Origin of the sequence: Methylobacterium sp. J-088, from assembly GCF_022829295.1 — a bacterium.
Classification (GTDB): Bacteria; Pseudomonadota; Alphaproteobacteria; order Rhizobiales; family Beijerinckiaceae; genus Methylobacterium.
Genome location: NZ_JAKSYH010000012.1, coordinates 1 through 15,970, shown reverse-complemented (window position 1 = coordinate 15,970; position 15,970 = coordinate 1). Strand labels below are relative to the sequence as shown.

Below are 15,970 nucleotides of genomic sequence, written 5' to 3'. Positions count from 1 at the left end.
TGGGCGGCGCGGGAAATCCTGGTTCCGCACCGGCCTCGATGCCCTACGCGGCGATCTCCTCAATGCCCCTCAAAGCGCAGCGACCCTCTGGGCCAATCGATGCCCAAAACGCCTCCCAGCCTTGTGAGTCGTGTACCGTGGTGCGTGAGGATTGCGGTCTGCGCGACACTTTACAAAGCTGGCGCACACTGACTGTCGCGAAATGACCTTACCGGCCTTTTGGACCGGATCATTTGCGAAGTTAATGCATGCCAGCGGCCATTGGTAGCCAGCAGGCCAAATCCAAGAAGCTGAAAGGCGCGGGCGGCCGGTAGCTTCGCGACGAATGCAGTTGGGCGCGGTTGTAAATGTTTTGCCATAGATCGATTACGTTCTGCGCGTTTTTCATCAAGTAGAAAATCTCTTGCCTCACGCAATCGTCGCGGTAGCTTTGCGGAGGGACATCCGCCCCCTTCGCGCGAGGCGATGCTCTTGCCTTGTGCCGTCTGTATCTCGATCTGGCCCAGTGTCGCACGACCTGCACCACACTTGGCCTCTGTCCTTGCTTCATACGCAACTTTTCCAGTCCTGTCTGATTTCTCGATCAGCCCGGTTCAAAGCCAGCCGGTCAGTGCGGCCGAGGCGTGGCGGCGAGGGTGGCCAGGGCGCAGGAGGCGATGCGGGCCTGGACCGAGTCGGCGCGGCTCGTCAGGATGATCGGCACCTTGGCGCCGAGCACCAGCCCGGCGCAGGCAGCGCCGCCGAGGTAGACCAGCGACTTGTACAGGCTGTTGCCGGCATCGAGGTTCGGGACCACGAGGATGTCGGGCTCGCCCGCCACCAGCGAGACGATGCCCTTCGTATGTGCCGAGGTGAGCGACACGGCGTTGTCGAAGCCCAGCGGCCCGTCGAGCACTGCCCCCAAGATCTGCCCCCGGTCGGCCATCTTGCACAGGGCCGCCGCGTCGATGGTGGAGGGCAGCGCCGGGTTCACGGTCTCGACCGCGGCCAGGATGGCGACCTTCGGCGCGGCGTTGCCCAGGCCATGCGACAAGTCGATGGCGTTGCGAATGATGTCGGCCTTCTCCATCAAGCCCGGGGCGATGTTGACCACCGCGTCGGTCAGCATCAGCGGCTTGTGGTAGGCAGGGCAATCGAACCAGAAGACGTGGCTCGTGCGCCGACCCATCCGCAGCGGGCTCTCGCGCGCGACGACGGCTCCGAGCAATTCGTCGGTGTGAAGCGACCCCTTCATCAGCGCACCAAGTGATCCGTCTCCCGCCAGGGCGACGCCCCGCCGGGCGGCCGAGTGCGGGTCGGGCGCGTCCACGATCTCCCGGTCCGTCAGGTCTAGCCCGGCCTCGGAGGCCACCCGGCGGATCAAGGCAGTGGGCCCGATCAGCACCGGATCGATATAGCCGAGGTTGGCCGCTTCGAGGGCCGCCGCCAGGGCCCCCGTCTCGCACGGATAGACCACGCCGACCCGAACCGCCCCGGCTGCCCTGGCCCGATGCGCGAGGTCGTCCATCCTGGGATACGAAGGCGCGACGCGGGTCATGTCCATGGGAATCTCCCGGGGTGTCAGTTGAGCGTCGCGGCCAGCGCCGACGCGGCGGTACGGAGCGCAGGCAAACGGTCCGGGGCGTTCTCCCGCCACAGGCGGACCACCGGAGCCTGGAGGGCCAGCGCCGCCATACAATCGCGACCGTCCCGGTCGAAGATCGGCACAGCGATGCAGAACAGGCCGGTGAGGAATTCCTCGTCGTCGAGCGCATAGCCCTGGCGCTTGATCTGCTGCAGCTCGGCATCGAGGGCGGCGGGATCGGTGATCGTGTTGGCGGTGTGCTTGTCGAGGGGTAAGCTGGTGAGCAACCGCTCCCGCCGGCCGCGCGGCATCAGGGCCATGAAGAGCTTGCCGCTCGCCGAGCAATGGACCGGCACGCGGGAACCCTTCTGGAACGCCACCCGCAGGGGCAGGGACGCCTCCACGCGGTCGAGATACATGACCTCGCCACCCTGAAGCAGCGTGAGGTTGCAAGATTCCCCGAGGTCGCGGACGACCCCTTGCAGGATCTGGTGCCGGCGGATCGACCCCGGATTGTTCGACAGGATGGCGAAGGCCAGCGCCGTAGACCGTGCCGCCAGCTCGTAGCGCCGCCCGTCCGGCAGCCGCCGCAGCAGCTCGGCGCCTTCCAGCATTGTCAGCCATCGGTGCAGCGTCGGCTTCGGGAGGTTGGCCACCTCCGTCAGTTCCGCGAGCGTCGGGGCGTGATCCATGGCGGCGATCGCCTCCAGGAGACCGAAGGCCTTGAGGGCCGGTGACGACTCAACGGTGTCTTCCATCTCGAACGAACCTTATTCCGAAAAGCTGAACATTGAAAGCAAAAAAACGAGATTTCTGTTGCAGGGAGGCGAGTGACGGTCCATGAATGGCCTGCAAGCGGCTACCGGATCGAGACGGTCCGAGCGCCACGGTCCGCTCGCAAAACGCTCCGGAACAGGGGATCGCAGGGGGCCCGGCGGGGCCGATGCGGGCAAACACCAGGAGGGTGCGCCATGAGGATGTCCACGGAAGAAGCTTTTGTGAAGGTGCTGCAGATGCACGGCATCGAACATGCCTTCGGCATCATCGGATCTGCCATGATGCCGGTTTCGGATCTCTTCCCGAAGGCCGGCATCACCTTCTGGGATTGCGCCCACGAAACGAATGCCGGCCTGATCTGCGACGGCTACACCCGCGCAACGGGCAAGATAGCCATGGCCATCGCCCAGAACGGCCCCGGCGTCACCGGCTTCGTCACCGCGATGAAGACCGCCTACTGGAACCACACGCCGATGCTGCTGGTGTCGCCGCAGGCGGCAAACAAGACCATCGGCCAGGGCGGGTTCCAGGAAGTGGAACAGATGGCCCTGTTCAAGGACATGGTCTGCTACCAGGAGGAAGTGCGCGACCCCACCCGTGTCGCCGAGGTCCTCAACCGTGTGATCGAGAAGGCCTGGCGCGGCTGCGCTCCGGCGCAGATCAACATCCCCCGGGACTTCTGGACCCAGGTTATCGACGTGCCGCTCCCGCAGATCGTGCGGCTGGAGCGCCCGGCCGGCGGTCGGCAGGCGATCGCGGATGCCGCCGAGATCCTCTCCGCGGCGAAGTTCCCGGTCATCCTCGCGGGGGCCGGAGTGGTGATCGGCGATGCCGTGCGCGAGACGGCGGCCATCGCCGAGCGCCTCGATGCGCCGGTCTGCTCCGGCTATCAGCACAACGATTCGTTCCCCGGCAGCCACCCGCTCGCCGTGGGGCCCCTCGGCTATAACGGGTCGAAGGCCGCGATGGAGCTGATCGCCAAGGCCGATGTCGTGCTGGCCCTGGGCACCCGCCTCAACCCGTTCTCCACCCTGCCGGGCTACGGCATCGATTACTGGCCGAAACAGGCCAAGATCATCCAGGTCGACATCAACCCGGATCGGATCGGCCTGACGAAGCCGATCACCGTCGGTATCTGCGGCGACGCGCGGCAGGTCGCCCGGCAACTTCTGGAACAGCTCACCTCGGAGGCCGGAAATGCCGGCCGCGAGGAGCGCCGGGGGCTCATCCACCAGACGAAGTCCGCCTGGGCCCAGGCCCTCACCTCCCTCGACCACGAAGACGACGATCCGGGCACGACCTGGAACCGGGAGGCGCAGGAGCGGGACAGCGACCGGATGTCCCCCCGCCAGGCCTGGCGGGCGATCCAGGGCGGCATGCCGCGGGACGCGATCATGTCCACCGACATCGGCAACAACTGCGCCATCGGCAACGCCTATCCGAGCTTCGAGCGCAGCCGGAAATACCTCGCGCCCGGCATGTTCGGCCCCTGCGGCTACGCCTTCCCTTCGATCGTCGGGGCCAAGATCGGCCAGCCCGACACCCCCGTCTTTGGCTTCGCGGGGGATGGCGCCTTCGGCATCTCGATGAACGAGATGACCTCCATCGGCCGGGACGAGTGGCCGGCGATCACGATGGTGATCTTCCGCAACTATCAGTGGGGGGCGGAGAAGCGGAACACCGTCCTCTGGTACGACAACAACTTCGTCGGCACCGAACTCGACCCTAAGCTCAGCTACGCGAAGATCGCCGAAGGCTGCGGCTTCAGGGGCGCGCGGGTGGACAACACCCGGGACCTGACCCAAGCCATTCAGCAGGCCGGCGAGGATCAGTCGCGCGGCGTGACCACGTTCATCGAGGTGATCCTGAACCAGGAACTCGGCGAACCCTTCCGCCGGGATGCCATGAAGAAGCCCGTCCCGATCGCCGGCATCGAGAAGGCGGACATGCGACCGCAGCACCCGCCGGTCTGATCGTCGAAGTCACCCTCGCCCGTCACCGCGGGCAACGCGAAGCGATCCGGGACGCAACCCGCCGCCCCGGATCGCGTCACGGCATTCGCCAGGACGGCCGGGATGTCACCGACGCGGCGCGTCAGTTACCCGGAAACAGCAGGGCCTCGTTCCGCTCGTTCCGGGCGATCTCGAGCATGTGCCACTTGAGCCCTGCGACCACGCGGTCCGCGTCGATGCCCGTGGCGGCGGGAAGCGTGGGACGGGGGGGGGCGTGGGAGTTAGCCACCATCATCATGGCATAGAGCGCAGCGAGGATCGGCAGGATGTCGCGCGCGCGTTCGAGGTGGTTCATGGCAGCCGCAGTGCTCGACACGTCACGGATGTGAACTAGCAGCTAGTCTGCTGCACTGCAAAAACAATCGCGTCGCGCTGCCGCATTGCCGGGTTGCTTGGCAAGCAGGGTTGAGGCGTCAGTCGCCGATGTTGCCGAGCTCCGAGAGAATATATTGAGCCAGATGTTCCACGGCCGCTGAGATTTCGCCCGCCTTGCGCTGCAATACGATCCGGAGCGCCGGCAGGTCCGGCAAGCCGCTCGCGGCGGCAAGGTGGCGGATCTCGCCATCCACCGCGCATTGCGGGAAGATCGACACGGCCAGTCCCGCATGGACCGCCGCTTGAAGCCCGGCGATGCTGTCGCTCACCGCCGTGATCGTCCAGCTCCGGTCGGTCTGGCTCAGGGCGTCGAGGGCGCATTGGCGGTAAAGGCTGCCTGGGGGGAGGAGGGCCAGCGGCAGGGGCGCTTGCGCGGCGATGTAGAAATCCCGCGCCGCTACCCAGACCAGGGGCTCCTCCCGCACAATGACGCCACCCTCCTGATCCGGCTGCTTGGTCATGAGCGCGAGGTCGATCTCCTCGCGGACGAGGGCGGCGCGGAGCTGGTGGCTGCGCGAGCAGCGCAGCTCGATCTCCACGTGCGGATAGACCCGGGCGAAGCCCGCGAGCACCGAGGGCAGCAGGAAGGCGGCGTAGAGGTCCGGCACGCCGAGCCGCACCCGGCCAGCGATGTCGGGTCCTCCGAACCGGTCGCGGATCTCGTCGTTGAGGGCGAGAAGCTTGCGGGCATAGGCCAGGAGCACCTCCCCGTCGCGGGTCAGTGCCCCGTGCCGCCGCTCTCCGTCGAACAGGGGCCGGCCCAGGGCCCGCTCCAGCCGGTGCATCTGGTGGGTGATCGCGGGCTGCGTCCGCCCGACCTGCTTTCCGGCCAGCGTGATGCTCCCGGTATCGTGAACCGCCACGAACGTTCTGAGCAACGGAATCTCAAGATCCGGAATCATATCGATCAATTTTCTGAATGATCGGGATGAAGAGAATATATTTCTCCAGCGGTCACGCAATGGTTAGCGTGCCCTCATCGGATCGTGAGGGACCAAAAAGTCGGGCTTGAGACCCGATGCCCCCGCGCCGCTCACGGTGGAAACGCAGGAAGGACGCCGGGTTCTCGTGACCCGCACGCCGTCGCATGCGGTCGAATCGAGGAAGCCCGAGCGCCCCCTTTCAGGAGGGCGGAATGCTACGGCTCGTACGCTTCAAGGCGACGGACAGGGTCCTGTTCGTCATCTGCCTGATGTACTTGATCACTTATATCGATCGGGTGAATATCGGCACGGCCGCTCCGGTCATGCAGAAAGAACTGGGCCTGACCAACGTCGAGTTGGGCCTCGCCTTCTCGGCCTTCGCCTACCCGTACGCCTTCTTCCAGATTGCGGGCGGCTGGCTCGGCGATCGCCTCGGCCCGCGCAAGACGCTCCTGATCTGTGGTGCGATCTGGTCCGCCGCCACGGTGATGATCGGCTTCGTGGAGGGGGCGATGTCCCTCGTCGCGGCCCGCTTCCTCCTCGGCATCGGCGAGGGCTCCGCCTTCCCGACGGCGACCCGGGCTCTGGCCAACTGGATGGCCGCCGACCGGCGGGGCTTCGCGCAGGGCATCACCCATGCCGCCGCCCGGCTCGGCAACGCCCTGACGCCGCCGCTCATCGCCCTGCTGATCGTGGCCCTGTCCTGGCGCGACAGCTTCATCATCATCGGCCTGATCAGCTTCGCCTGGGTCGGCCTGTGGTGGTTCTACTTCCGCGACGATCCCCGGGATCACCGGGGCGTCACCGGCGAGGAGCTCGCCGTCCTGCCGCCGGTGAAGATCGCGGGCGAGCGCCGGGCGGTGCCGTGGGGCCGTCTGCTCCGCCGGATGCTGCCTGTGACACTCACCGACTTCTGCTACGGCTGGACCCTCTGGCTGTTCCTGAACTGGATTCCCTCGTACTTCCTCCACCAGCACCATCTCGACATCAAGAAATCCGCGATCTTCGCCTCAGGCGTGTTCTTCGCGGGCGTCGTCGGGGACACGGTGGGGGGCGTCGTCAGCGACCGGATCCTCCGGCGCACGGGTGACGTGGCGAAAGCTCGGGTCAGCGTCATCGTCGTCGGCTTCCTCGGGGCCTTCGCCTTCATGCTGCCGGTGCTGTTCACCACCGACCTCCTGATTATCACCCTCTGCCTCTCCGGCGCGTTCTTCTTCGCCGAGCTGATCGTCGCGCCGATCTGGGCGGTGCCCATGGATATCGCGCCCCACTATTCGGGCACGGCCTCCGGCTTCATGAACTTCGGCTTCGGCCTCGCGGGCATGATCTCCCCGGTCGTGTTCGGGCTGATCATCGACATGACCGGCCGGTGGGACCTGCCCTTCATGGCTTCGCTCGGGCTCCTCCTCGCAGGCGCCGGCCTCGCCCTGCGGATGCGGCCGGACGAACCCTTCGTGGACGCGCCCCAGGACGACCTCGTCCTCAGCCATCCCGTCCCGGTCAGGCCAATCGCCTGACCGGACCAGGCCCTCCGGCCGACCCGCTTCGACCCGAAACGCCCTCGACATCTGAAGGAGCGCGACATGTCGCCTGCCGCTATCATGCCCCTCGCCAAACCGGACGATTTGGCCGTCCACGATCCCGTCGCCGAGACGATGGAGCGGGCACGGACCGCTCAGGCGCTCTTCGCGAACGTGGATCAGGAACAGGCCGACGCCGCCGTCCGCGCCCTCGCCTGGGCTCTCTACAAGCCCGAGCATGCCCGCGAGATCGCAGAACTCGCCGTGGCCGATACGAGCCTCGGCAACGTCGCGGACAAGATCGTCAAGAAGCAGCGCAAGACCTTCGGCACCCTTCGCGACCTGCTGCGCGGCAAGTCAGTGGGTGTCATCGAGCGCGACGAGGCCCACGGCCTCGTGAAATACGCCAAGCCGATGGGGGTCATCGGAGCGGTGACGCCCTCGACCAACCCAGGTGCCACGCCGGTCAACAAGGCGATGATGGCGATCAAGGGCCGCAACGCCATCGTCATCGCGCCGTCGCCGCTCGGCTATCGCACCACCGCCCGCGTGGTGGAGCTGATGCGCGCCGAACTCGAGGCGATCGAGCTTCCCGCCGACCTCGTGCAGATCCTGCCCGCCCCGGTCACGAAGGATTCGACCGCGGCGATGATGCGAGCCTGCGACCTCGTCGTGGTCACAGGCTCGCAGGACAATGTCCGCCGGGCCTATTCGAGCGGGACGCCGGCCATCGGCGTCGGCGCCGGCAACGTGCCGGTCGTGATCGACGAAACCGCCGACCTCGACGCCGCCGCCGCGCGGATCCGGGATTCGAAGATCTTCGACAACTCGACTTCCTGCTCCTCTGAAAACGCGGTGGTCATCGTGGACGCGGTCTACGAACAGGCCATCGCCGCCCTAGAGCGGGCCGGCGCCTATCTCTGCACGCCGCAGGAGAAGCAGCGCATCGCCGAACGCCTCTGGGTACGCGGCAAGCTCAACCGGGATCTGATCGCCCGCGATGCCCCGGTGCTGGCTAGGGCCTTCGAGTTGCCCGAGGCGGCTGCCGCCAAACAATACTTCCTCGTGGAGGAGACCGAGATCGGCCGCGGGGCACCGTTCTCCGGCGAGAAGCTCGCCCTGGTCCTCACCGTCTACCGGGCGAAGGACTTTGCTGATGCCAAGAAGACGGTCGCGGCGATCCTCGACCACCAGGGCAAAGGCCATTCCTGCGGCATCCACACCACGAACATGGATCGCGCCCGCGAGCTGGCCGAATACCTCGACGTGGTCCGGGTGCTGGTCAACTTCGCCCACACCTTCGGCAATGGCGGCGGATTCAATTCCGGCCTCGGCTTCACCCTCAGTATGGGCTGCGGCTCCTGGCAGAAGAACAGCATCTCCGAGAACCTGAGCTACCGCCACTTCCTCAACATCACCCACCTCGTGACCCCGATCCCCGAAGACAAACCCAGCGAGGAAGACCTGTTCGGCCCCCATTGGAACAAGATCGGCTATCGGGAGCGCGCGCGATGAACTTCCTCGAACACGTCGCCAAGGCACGGGTGCTGGCGCCCGCCGGCATCCCCGTTCCCAGGGCCATTCATTGCCTGACCGCCGAGGACGCCGCCGTCGCGGCAGCCGAACTCGGCCCCTGCATGATCAAGGCGCAGGTCCCCACCGGCAAGCGCGGCAAGGCGGGCGGCATCCGCGCCGCCATGAACCCGGACGAGGCGCGCAAGGTGGCGTCCGCCATCCTCGGCATGACCATCGACGGGCACCGGGTCGAGTCGGTGCTGCTCGAAGAGCGCGCAGCCATCGCCAGGGAATTCTACGCGGCAATCCTCACCGATACGGAGAGCCGGACCCCCCTCGTGCTGTTCTCCACCGAGGGGGGCATGGATATCGAGGAGGTCGCGGCCACGCGGCCCGACGCGCTCCGCCGCCACCGGGTCGACCTCGACCTGGGTTTCGATAAACAGGCGGCCCGCGCCCTCCTGGACGGGCTCGATCTCGGCCCGGCGCGGGCGCACATCGAGGCGATCCTGCCCGCCCTCTACCGGGTGGGCGGCAGCGTCGATGCGGAGCTGATCGAGATCAATCCGCTGGCGTTCTTGGAGGACGGCCGCGTCGTCGCCCTCGATTGCAAGCTCACCCTCGACGATTCGGCGGCATTCCGGAATTCGGACCTCGCCACTGCTGCCTCGCCCGAACCGATGAGTGCCCTCGAACGGGAGGGCGCGGAGCAGGGTCTGAAGTTCATCCAGCTCGACGGCAATGTCGGCGTACTGGCGAACGGCGCCGGGCTGACCATGACGACGATGGACGTCATCAGCCATTGCGGCGGCCGCCCAGCAAACTTCCTGGAGATCGGCGGGGAGGCCTACACCAAATCGGAGGCGGCGCTGAAGCTCGTGCTGGCCAATCCCGGCGTGAAGAGCCTCGTCGTCAATTTCTGCGGTGCCTTCGCCCGCACCGACGTGATGGCCGAGGGCGTCGTCACCGCTTGGAAGCGCCTCAACCCCGAGGTGCCGGTCTTCTTCTCGATCCACGGTACCGGCGAGGACGAGGCTGTGCGCCTTGTGCGCGAGGGGCTCGGGGTCGAGCCCTACGACCTGATGGAGGACGCGGTGCAGGCCGCGGTGGAGGCAGCCCGATGACCATCTATCGCCAGAACGCACGCGTCCTCGTGCAGGGGCTCACCGGCAAGCAAGGAAGCTTCTGGACGGAGAAGATGCTCGGTTGCGGCACGCAGGTCGTGGCCGGTGTCAACCCGAAGCGGGCAGGGGAAGAGCATCTCGGTCTTCCGGTCTACGCCACAGCGCGGGAGGCCATGGCCGGCACGCCCTTCGACTGGGCGGTGATGTTCATCCCCCCCGCCGCCGCGAAGGCCGCCGCCATAGACGCCATCGAGGCAGGGACGAAGACTCTCGTGGTGCTGACCGAGCACATCCCCATGCGGGACGTACTGGCCGTCCATCACGCGGCCCGCGCCCACGGCACGTGGATCGTCGGCCCGAACACCGCCGGGGTGGTGACGCCGGGCGACGGCTTCGTCGGAATCATGCCGGGGCACAACCCGAACATCTTCCAACCCGGCGAGATCGGCGTGATCTCCCGCAGCGGCAGCCTTGGGACGCTGGTCTGCCTGAACCTGACGCGGGCGGGCTACGGCCAGTCAGCCTTCCTCGGCATCGGCGGCGATCCGATGATCGGCACCACCACCCGCGATGCGCTGATGGCCCTCGAGCGGGACGAGCGAACCCGCGCCGTGGTCCTCGTCGGCGAGATCGGCGGGGCGATGGAGGAGGCAGCGGCCGAATACGCCGCCGGGATGAGCAAGCCTGTCGTGTCCTTCATCGCTGGCCGGGCCTCTCCCCCTGGCAAGAAGATGGGTCATGCTGGCGCCATCGTCTCCGGGGATCGCGGCAGCTACGCGGGCAAGCGCGCGGCCCTGGAGGCGGCGGGCGTCGCCGTCGCGGACACGCCGGGTGAACTCCCGGAACTGCTCCGGTGCGCCCTCGGGCACCCGGTGCCGGCAGCCGCCGGGTTTGCCCTTCACGCGGGGAAGTGAGGGGAAGACACGGCGTTCACGTCCGCCTGCCGTCGAACCCGGCGAGGAACGCGGCGAGGTTGCGGGGGAGGGCGGGGCACAGGTAGCCGCCCTCCTGCACGATGGCGGTGGGCAGTTTGGCGTCGGCGATCAGCGCCGCGGCCTCCTGAAAGCCCCGCGTTGTCACCTTGAGCGCTCCGATCGGATCGTCCGCCGAGGCATCGAGCCCCAGGGCCACGACAAGGGCGGTGGGCGTGATGGCAGCGATGGCAGACAACCCCTCACGGATCGCCGCGAGCCAGGCTGCATCGCCCGATCCCTGCGGCAGGGGAAGGTTGCGGTTGAAGCCTTCGCCCGGCCCCGCGCCGGTCTCGTCGGCATAGCCCGCAAAGTAGGGAAAGTAATCGGCCGGGTCGGCATGGACCGAGACGGTCAGCACGTCGCCCCGCCCATAGAAGATGCCCTGCGTGCCGTTGCCGTGGTGGACGTCGATATCGAGAATCGCGACCCTGCCGCCGGTGGTGGCGCACAGGCGTTCGGCGGCGATGGCGCTGTTGTTAAAGTAGCAGAACCCTCCAGCCGAATCGGCATAGGCATGGTGCCCCGGCGGCCGGCACAGGGCGTAGGCGTGCGACTCGCTCAAAGCGGCGTCCGCGGCGGCGATTGCCACCTGAGCCGAACCGTAGACTGCCGCCCACGTCCCAGCCCGCACCGGCGTCGATGTGTCGGCGGTGTAGAGGCCGATCAACCCGAGCAGCCCCTCCGGCCGACGGTGCATCTGCGGCCGGGCGAAGTGGCCCGTCAGGATCTCGTCCTCAATGCCGGGCAACTCAGCCCGGCGCTCCCAGACATCCCGCAGGAAGGCGACGTAGCCCGCATCGTGCACGGCGAGGATCGGGTCGAGCCCTGCATCGCCGGCCTCGCGCAGGAGGTGCCCCCCATCCTGCGTTGCCTCAAGCAGGAGGCGGTACCGCTCGACTTGCTCGGGATGGCTGATGATCGCGCCGCACCGGAAGTAGCGGTCAGGATCGTGCCGGAGGCTGTCGCAGTGGTGGAACGCCTGCATGCCTTGCTACTCGCCGGATCTGTCTCACCGAATTTACGGTGAACATATTGACACACTCAACATCCTCTCATCAAATAGAACATAACGTACCGTTTTTCGAGACAAACGCTCGTGACGGAGATAATCTTGAGGAAACGCTATCATTCTGCAGACGCGCCTGAGCGCGTCGAATGCGATTACGTTGTGGTGGGCGGCGGTACGGCGGGTTGCGTCCTCGCAAACCGCCTCTCGGCGGACGGACGCCATCGGGTCGTGCTGCTGGAAGCCGGCCCGCGCGACACCTCCCCCTGGATTCACCTTCCCATCGGCTACGGGAAGACGATGGTCCACAAGACACTGAACTGGGGCTTCTCCACCGAACCGGAGCCGTCGATGAACGGCCGAGCGATCTACTGGCCGCGCGGTCGGACGCTCGGCGGATCGAGCTCGATCAACGGGCTGATCTTCGTGCGCGGGCAGGCCGAGGATTACAACCACTGGGCCGATCTCGGGAACGAGGGCTGGTCCTGGCGCGATGTGCTACCGTACTTCATCCGCAGCGAGCACAACACGCGCGGCGCCAACGCCACCCACGGGGGCGACGGCCCGCTCTGGTGCTCCGACATCCGCCACAAGCACGAACTGATCGAGCGGATCATCGACGGTGCCGGGGAGCTCGGTGTCCGCCGCACGGACGATTTCAACGGCGGCGATCAGGAAGGGGTGGGCTATTATCAGCTCTTCACCCGCAACGGCCTGCGCTGCAGCACGGCGGTGGCCTATCTGCGCCCGGCCAAGGGGCGCCCGAACCTCCGCGTCGAGACCGATGCGCACGCCACCGGCCTGATCCTAGAGGGAAAGCGCGCCGTGGGCGTGCGGGTCGCCCAGCACGGCCGCGACGTCGAGATCCGTGCGGCGCGGGAAGTAATCCTCGCGGCGGGTGCCCTTCAGAGCCCGCAATTGCTGCTCCTCTCCGGCATCGGCCCGGAGGCCGCGTTGCGGCCGCACGGCATCCCGGTGCGGCACGACTTGCCCGGCGTCGGCAAAAATTTGCAGGACCACCTGCAGGTCCGGCTGATCTACCGGCTGGCCAAGCCGATTACGACCAACGACGATCTGCGCAACATCGCCGGCAAGGCGCGGATCGGACTGCGCTGGCTTTTCACCCGCAGCGGTCCGCTGGCGGTGGGCATCAACCAGGGTGGGCTGTTCACCCGGGTCATGCCGGGGCCGGGCACGCCCGATATCCAGTTCCATTTCGCCACCCTCTCGGCGGACATGGCAGGCGGGCAGCCGCATCCCTGGTCCGGCTGCACCTTCTCGGTCTGCCAGTTGCGGCCGGAATCCCGGGGCACTGTCACCCTGCGCAGCACCGACCCCCTCGCGCCGCCGGTGATGCGCGCAAACTACCTCGCAACCGAGACCGACCGGCGCTGCACCGTCGAGGGCATCAAGTTCGCCCGGCGGCTCGCCGAGACGCAGGCCCTGCGCCCGCTGATCCTCTCGGAGGAGAAACCGGGACCGGGCGTCACCGACGATGCCGGGTTCCTCGACTTCGCCCGGAACGCGGGCGCGACGATCTTCCACCCCTCCGGCACCTGCAAGATGGGCACAGATCCGATGGCGGTGGTGGATCCCGCCCTGCGGGTTCGCGGAATGGACGGCCTGCGAGTGGTCGATTGCTCGATTATGCCGACGCTGGTCTCCGGTAATACCAACGCGCCGGTGGTGATGATCGCCGAGAAGGCCTCCGACCTGATCCTCGCCGAGGTGCGGGAGACCGTTCAGGTGCGCACGGCCACCCCGCGCGGGATGCTGGCGCCGGATCCGGCACATCTCTGAAGGTCACGGCCAACGGGACTTCAAGAGGTGCCCGGTGAAGGCACCCGCGATGTGAGGACTTCGCCCTAACACCCAAGACGAGACTTAGTGAGGAGGTGCCAATGTCGTATCTGGAGCGGCGCTCAGAACAATCGGCCAGGGGAGGGATCGGTCAGGTCGTGATCGCATCTCTTATCGGCGCGACGATCGAGTGGTACGACTTCTTCCTCTATGGGGTCGTCGCCGGCATCGTCTTCAACAAGCTGTATTTCCCAGTTAGCGACCCCCTCGTTTCGACGCTGCTCGCCTACGCGACCTTCGCCGTCGGCTTCATTGCGCGGCCGCTCGGCGGCGTGATCTTCGGACATTTCGGCGACCGTATCGGCCGCAAGAGCATGCTCGTCATCACCCTGATGCTGATGGGCGTGGCGACCTTCCTCGTCGGCATCGTGCCGACCTACTCCCAGATCGGCCTTGCGGCGCCGATCCTGCTCCTGCTGCTGCGGGTGGTCCAGGGCATCGGCCTCGGCGGCGAATGGGGCGGAGCGGTGCTGATGGCCTTCGAATACGCGCCGGAGGACAAGCGCGGCTTCTATGCCAGCATCCCGCAGATCGGCCTCTCGCTCGGCCTGTGCCTCGCCTCTGGCGTGGTGGCGCTTCTGTCCTACACCCTGAACGAGGAGCAATTCCTGGCCTATGGCTGGCGGGTCGCGTTCCTGCTCAGCGTCGTCCTCGTGGCGGTCGGCGCGTATATCCGCTTGAACGTGATGGAGACGCCCGAATTCGCCAAGGTCAAGCAGGCCAACCGCGAGGCGGATATCCCGTTCGTATCGATGATCAAGGGCTATCCGGCCGAGGTCATGGCCGGCATGGGCGCGCGCATGGTCGACGGCGTGGTGTTCAACATCTTCGCCGTCTTCGCCATCGGCTACCTGACGCAGACCCTGAAGGTGCCACGGACCGAGGCGCTGCTCGGCGTCACCGCCGCGGCGGTGGTGATGTGCGCGACAATCCCCTTCTTCGGCTGGCTCTCCGACCGCCTCGGCCGCACGCAGGTCTATGCCTGGGGCTCGGTGATCGCCGGTCTCGCGGCCTTCCCGGCCTTCTGGGTGTTCGTGTCGTATCCGGACAGTATCCGCGCGATTTGGTTCGCGATCATCATCCCGTTCGGGATCCTCTACGCGGCCGTCTATGGTCCCGAGGCGGCGTTGTTCTCGGAGCTGTTTTCGGCACGGGTGCGGTATACGGGAATCTCGTTTGTCTACCAGTTCTCGGGAATCTTCGCGAGCGGCCTGACACCGATCATCGCGACGGCTCTGCTGCAATATTCTGGGCCGAACAACCCTTGGCTCGTGTGCGGATACTGCGCCCTCTCCGGTCTGGTCAGCGCCGCCTCCGCGATCTGGATCGGCCGGATCCACCGCCGACGCATGATCCAGGAAGCGCCGGGCCGCCCGGCGGGATACCCACAGGTCGCCTGACGGACCGACCCGGACTGAAGCCGGCGGCCGGGCCTTCCGGCCGCCGTGATAGAACGGAGGACGTAATGGCTCCTGCACCCAAGCGGCGCGATATCCTGGTAGGCGGCGGACTGGCTCTGTCTGCAGCAGCCTTGGGCTTGCGCCCAGCCGTTGCCATCGAGGAGGTGATGCTGCCCTTCGGCAACGGCGCGCGGCCGCTCGTGGCCTATCCGGGCAAGCGCCCGCTCCTGCAGATGACGGCCCGCCCGCCGCAACTGGAGACGCCGTTCGCGGTGTTCGACGAGGGCGCCATCACCCCCAACGACGCGTTCTTCGTTCGCTACCACCTCGCCGACATCCCCACCGAGATCGACCCGCAGGCGTTCCGCGTCGCGGTCACGGGCCATGTCGAGCGGCCCCTCGACCTGTCCCTCGCGGAGATCCAGGCCCTGCCGGGGCGCACCGAGATCGCGGCGGTCAACCAGTGCTCGGGCAATTCCCGGGGCTTCTTCGCGCCGCGGATCGCCGGCGGCCAGCTCGCCAACGGCGCCATGGGCTGCGCCCGCTGGACCGGCGTGCCGCTCAAGAGCGTCCTCGACAGGGCCGGGGTGAAGGCCGGGGCCGTGCAGGTCTCGTTCGGCGGCCTCGACGGGCCGGTCCTGCCCGAGACCCCCGACTTCGCCAAGGCGCTCCCCCTCGACCACGCGAACGACGGCGAGGTCCTGCTGGCCTGGGGCATGAACGGGCAGGACCTGCCCTGGCTCAACGGCTTCCCGCTGCGCCTCGTGGTGCCGGGCTATTACGGCACCTACTGGGTCAAGCACCTCAACGCCATCACGGTGCTCGACACGCCCTTCGAGGGCTTCTGGATGAAGAGCGCCTACCGCATCCCCGACAATGCCTGTGCCTGCACCGAGCCCGGCAAGGCGCCCGACAGGACC

Annotated in this window: 13 protein-coding genes and 1 pseudogene; 8 read left to right on the top strand and 6 right to left on the bottom strand. The window is 67.1% G+C overall.

Going from position 1 to position 15,970, the window contains the following annotated elements; translation table 11 throughout:
* Positions 1-241: 241 nt before the first annotated feature.
* The 3 genes and pseudogenes from MKK63_RS00305 to MKK63_RS00295 all read right to left on the bottom strand — a co-directional run.
* A pseudogene (locus MKK63_RS00305) lies at positions 242-424 on the bottom strand (integrase core domain-containing protein); the annotation flags it as partial.
* A 183-nt stretch (positions 425-607) separates the two neighbouring features.
* Complete coding sequence (locus tag MKK63_RS00300) at positions 608-1,537, bottom strand: bifunctional enoyl-CoA hydratase/phosphate acetyltransferase (RefSeq protein WP_409564454.1); 930 nt, start codon at positions 1,535-1,537, stop codon at positions 608-610.
* A 23-nt stretch (positions 1,538-1,560) separates the two neighbouring features.
* Positions 1,561-2,322 (bottom strand): IclR family transcriptional regulator, encoded by a 762-nt coding sequence (locus MKK63_RS00295; protein ID WP_243997618.1) that lies wholly within the window; start codon positions 2,320-2,322, stop codon positions 1,561-1,563.
* Positions 2,323-2,535: 213 nt separating this feature from the next.
* Here MKK63_RS00295 and xsc point away from each other — a divergent pair, with 213 nt between their 5' ends.
* The gene (xsc, locus tag MKK63_RS00290; RefSeq protein ID WP_243997617.1) at positions 2,536-4,314 is read left to right on the top strand and encodes a sulfoacetaldehyde acetyltransferase; all 1,779 of its coding nucleotides are present in this window, start codon (positions 2,536-2,538) and stop codon (positions 4,312-4,314) included.
* 121 nt (positions 4,315-4,435) lie between these two features.
* On the opposite strand, the gene MKK63_RS00285 is transcribed toward xsc, so the two are convergent.
* Positions 4,436-4,648: a hypothetical protein gene (locus MKK63_RS00285; RefSeq protein WP_243997615.1), complete on the bottom strand. Its 213-nt coding sequence runs from the start codon at positions 4,646-4,648 to the stop codon at positions 4,436-4,438.
* 118 nt (positions 4,649-4,766) lie between these two features.
* A complete protein-coding gene (locus tag MKK63_RS00280) occupies positions 4,767-5,606 on the bottom strand; it encodes a LysR substrate-binding domain-containing protein (RefSeq protein WP_243997613.1) in 840 nt (279 codons plus the stop codon).
* Positions 5,607-5,863: 257 nt separating this feature from the next.
* Between MKK63_RS00280 and MKK63_RS00275 the strand changes: the two genes are divergently transcribed.
* From MKK63_RS00275 to MKK63_RS00260, 4 genes are all read left to right on the top strand, one after another.
* Positions 5,864-7,168, top strand: coding sequence for an MFS transporter (locus MKK63_RS00275; RefSeq protein ID WP_243997610.1), 1,305 nt, complete (start codon positions 5,864-5,866; stop codon positions 7,166-7,168).
* 84 nt (positions 7,169-7,252) lie between these two features.
* Positions 7,253-8,686 carry an acylating sulfoacetaldehyde dehydrogenase gene (gene sauS / locus MKK63_RS00270; RefSeq protein WP_313901723.1) on the top strand — a complete coding sequence of 478 codons (1,434 nt, stop codon included), beginning with the start codon at positions 7,253-7,255 and terminating at the stop codon, positions 8,684-8,686.
* The gene (locus MKK63_RS00265; RefSeq protein ID WP_243997606.1) at positions 8,683-9,810 is read left to right on the top strand and encodes a succinate--CoA ligase subunit beta; all 1,128 of its coding nucleotides are present in this window, start codon (positions 8,683-8,685) and stop codon (positions 9,808-9,810) included. Before sauS ends, MKK63_RS00265 begins: the two co-directional genes overlap by 4 nt.
* Positions 9,807-10,724, top strand: coding sequence for a succinate--CoA ligase subunit alpha (locus tag MKK63_RS00260; RefSeq protein WP_243997604.1), 918 nt, complete (start codon positions 9,807-9,809; stop codon positions 10,722-10,724). Before MKK63_RS00265 ends, MKK63_RS00260 begins: the two co-directional genes overlap by 4 nt.
* Positions 10,725-10,740: 16 nt before the next feature.
* Here MKK63_RS00260 and MKK63_RS00255 read toward each other — a convergent pair whose 3' ends face one another.
* Positions 10,741-11,769 (bottom strand): histone deacetylase family protein, encoded by a 1,029-nt coding sequence (locus tag MKK63_RS00255; RefSeq protein WP_243997602.1) that lies wholly within the window; start codon positions 11,767-11,769, stop codon positions 10,741-10,743.
* 126 nt (positions 11,770-11,895) lie between these two features.
* Here MKK63_RS00255 and MKK63_RS00250 point away from each other — a divergent pair, with 126 nt between their 5' ends.
* From MKK63_RS00250 to MKK63_RS00240, 3 genes are all read left to right on the top strand, one after another.
* Positions 11,896-13,590 (top strand): GMC family oxidoreductase, encoded by a 1,695-nt coding sequence (locus tag MKK63_RS00250; protein WP_243997600.1) that lies wholly within the window; start codon positions 11,896-11,898, stop codon positions 13,588-13,590.
* 101 nt (positions 13,591-13,691) lie between these two features.
* Complete coding sequence (locus MKK63_RS00245; protein WP_243997598.1) at positions 13,692-15,050, top strand: MFS transporter; 1,359 nt, start codon at positions 13,692-13,694, stop codon at positions 15,048-15,050.
* A gap of 65 nt (positions 15,051-15,115) precedes the next feature.
* Positions 15,116-15,970 (top strand): molybdopterin-dependent oxidoreductase (locus MKK63_RS00240; protein WP_243997597.1); only part of this gene is annotated, 855 nt, incomplete at its 3' end.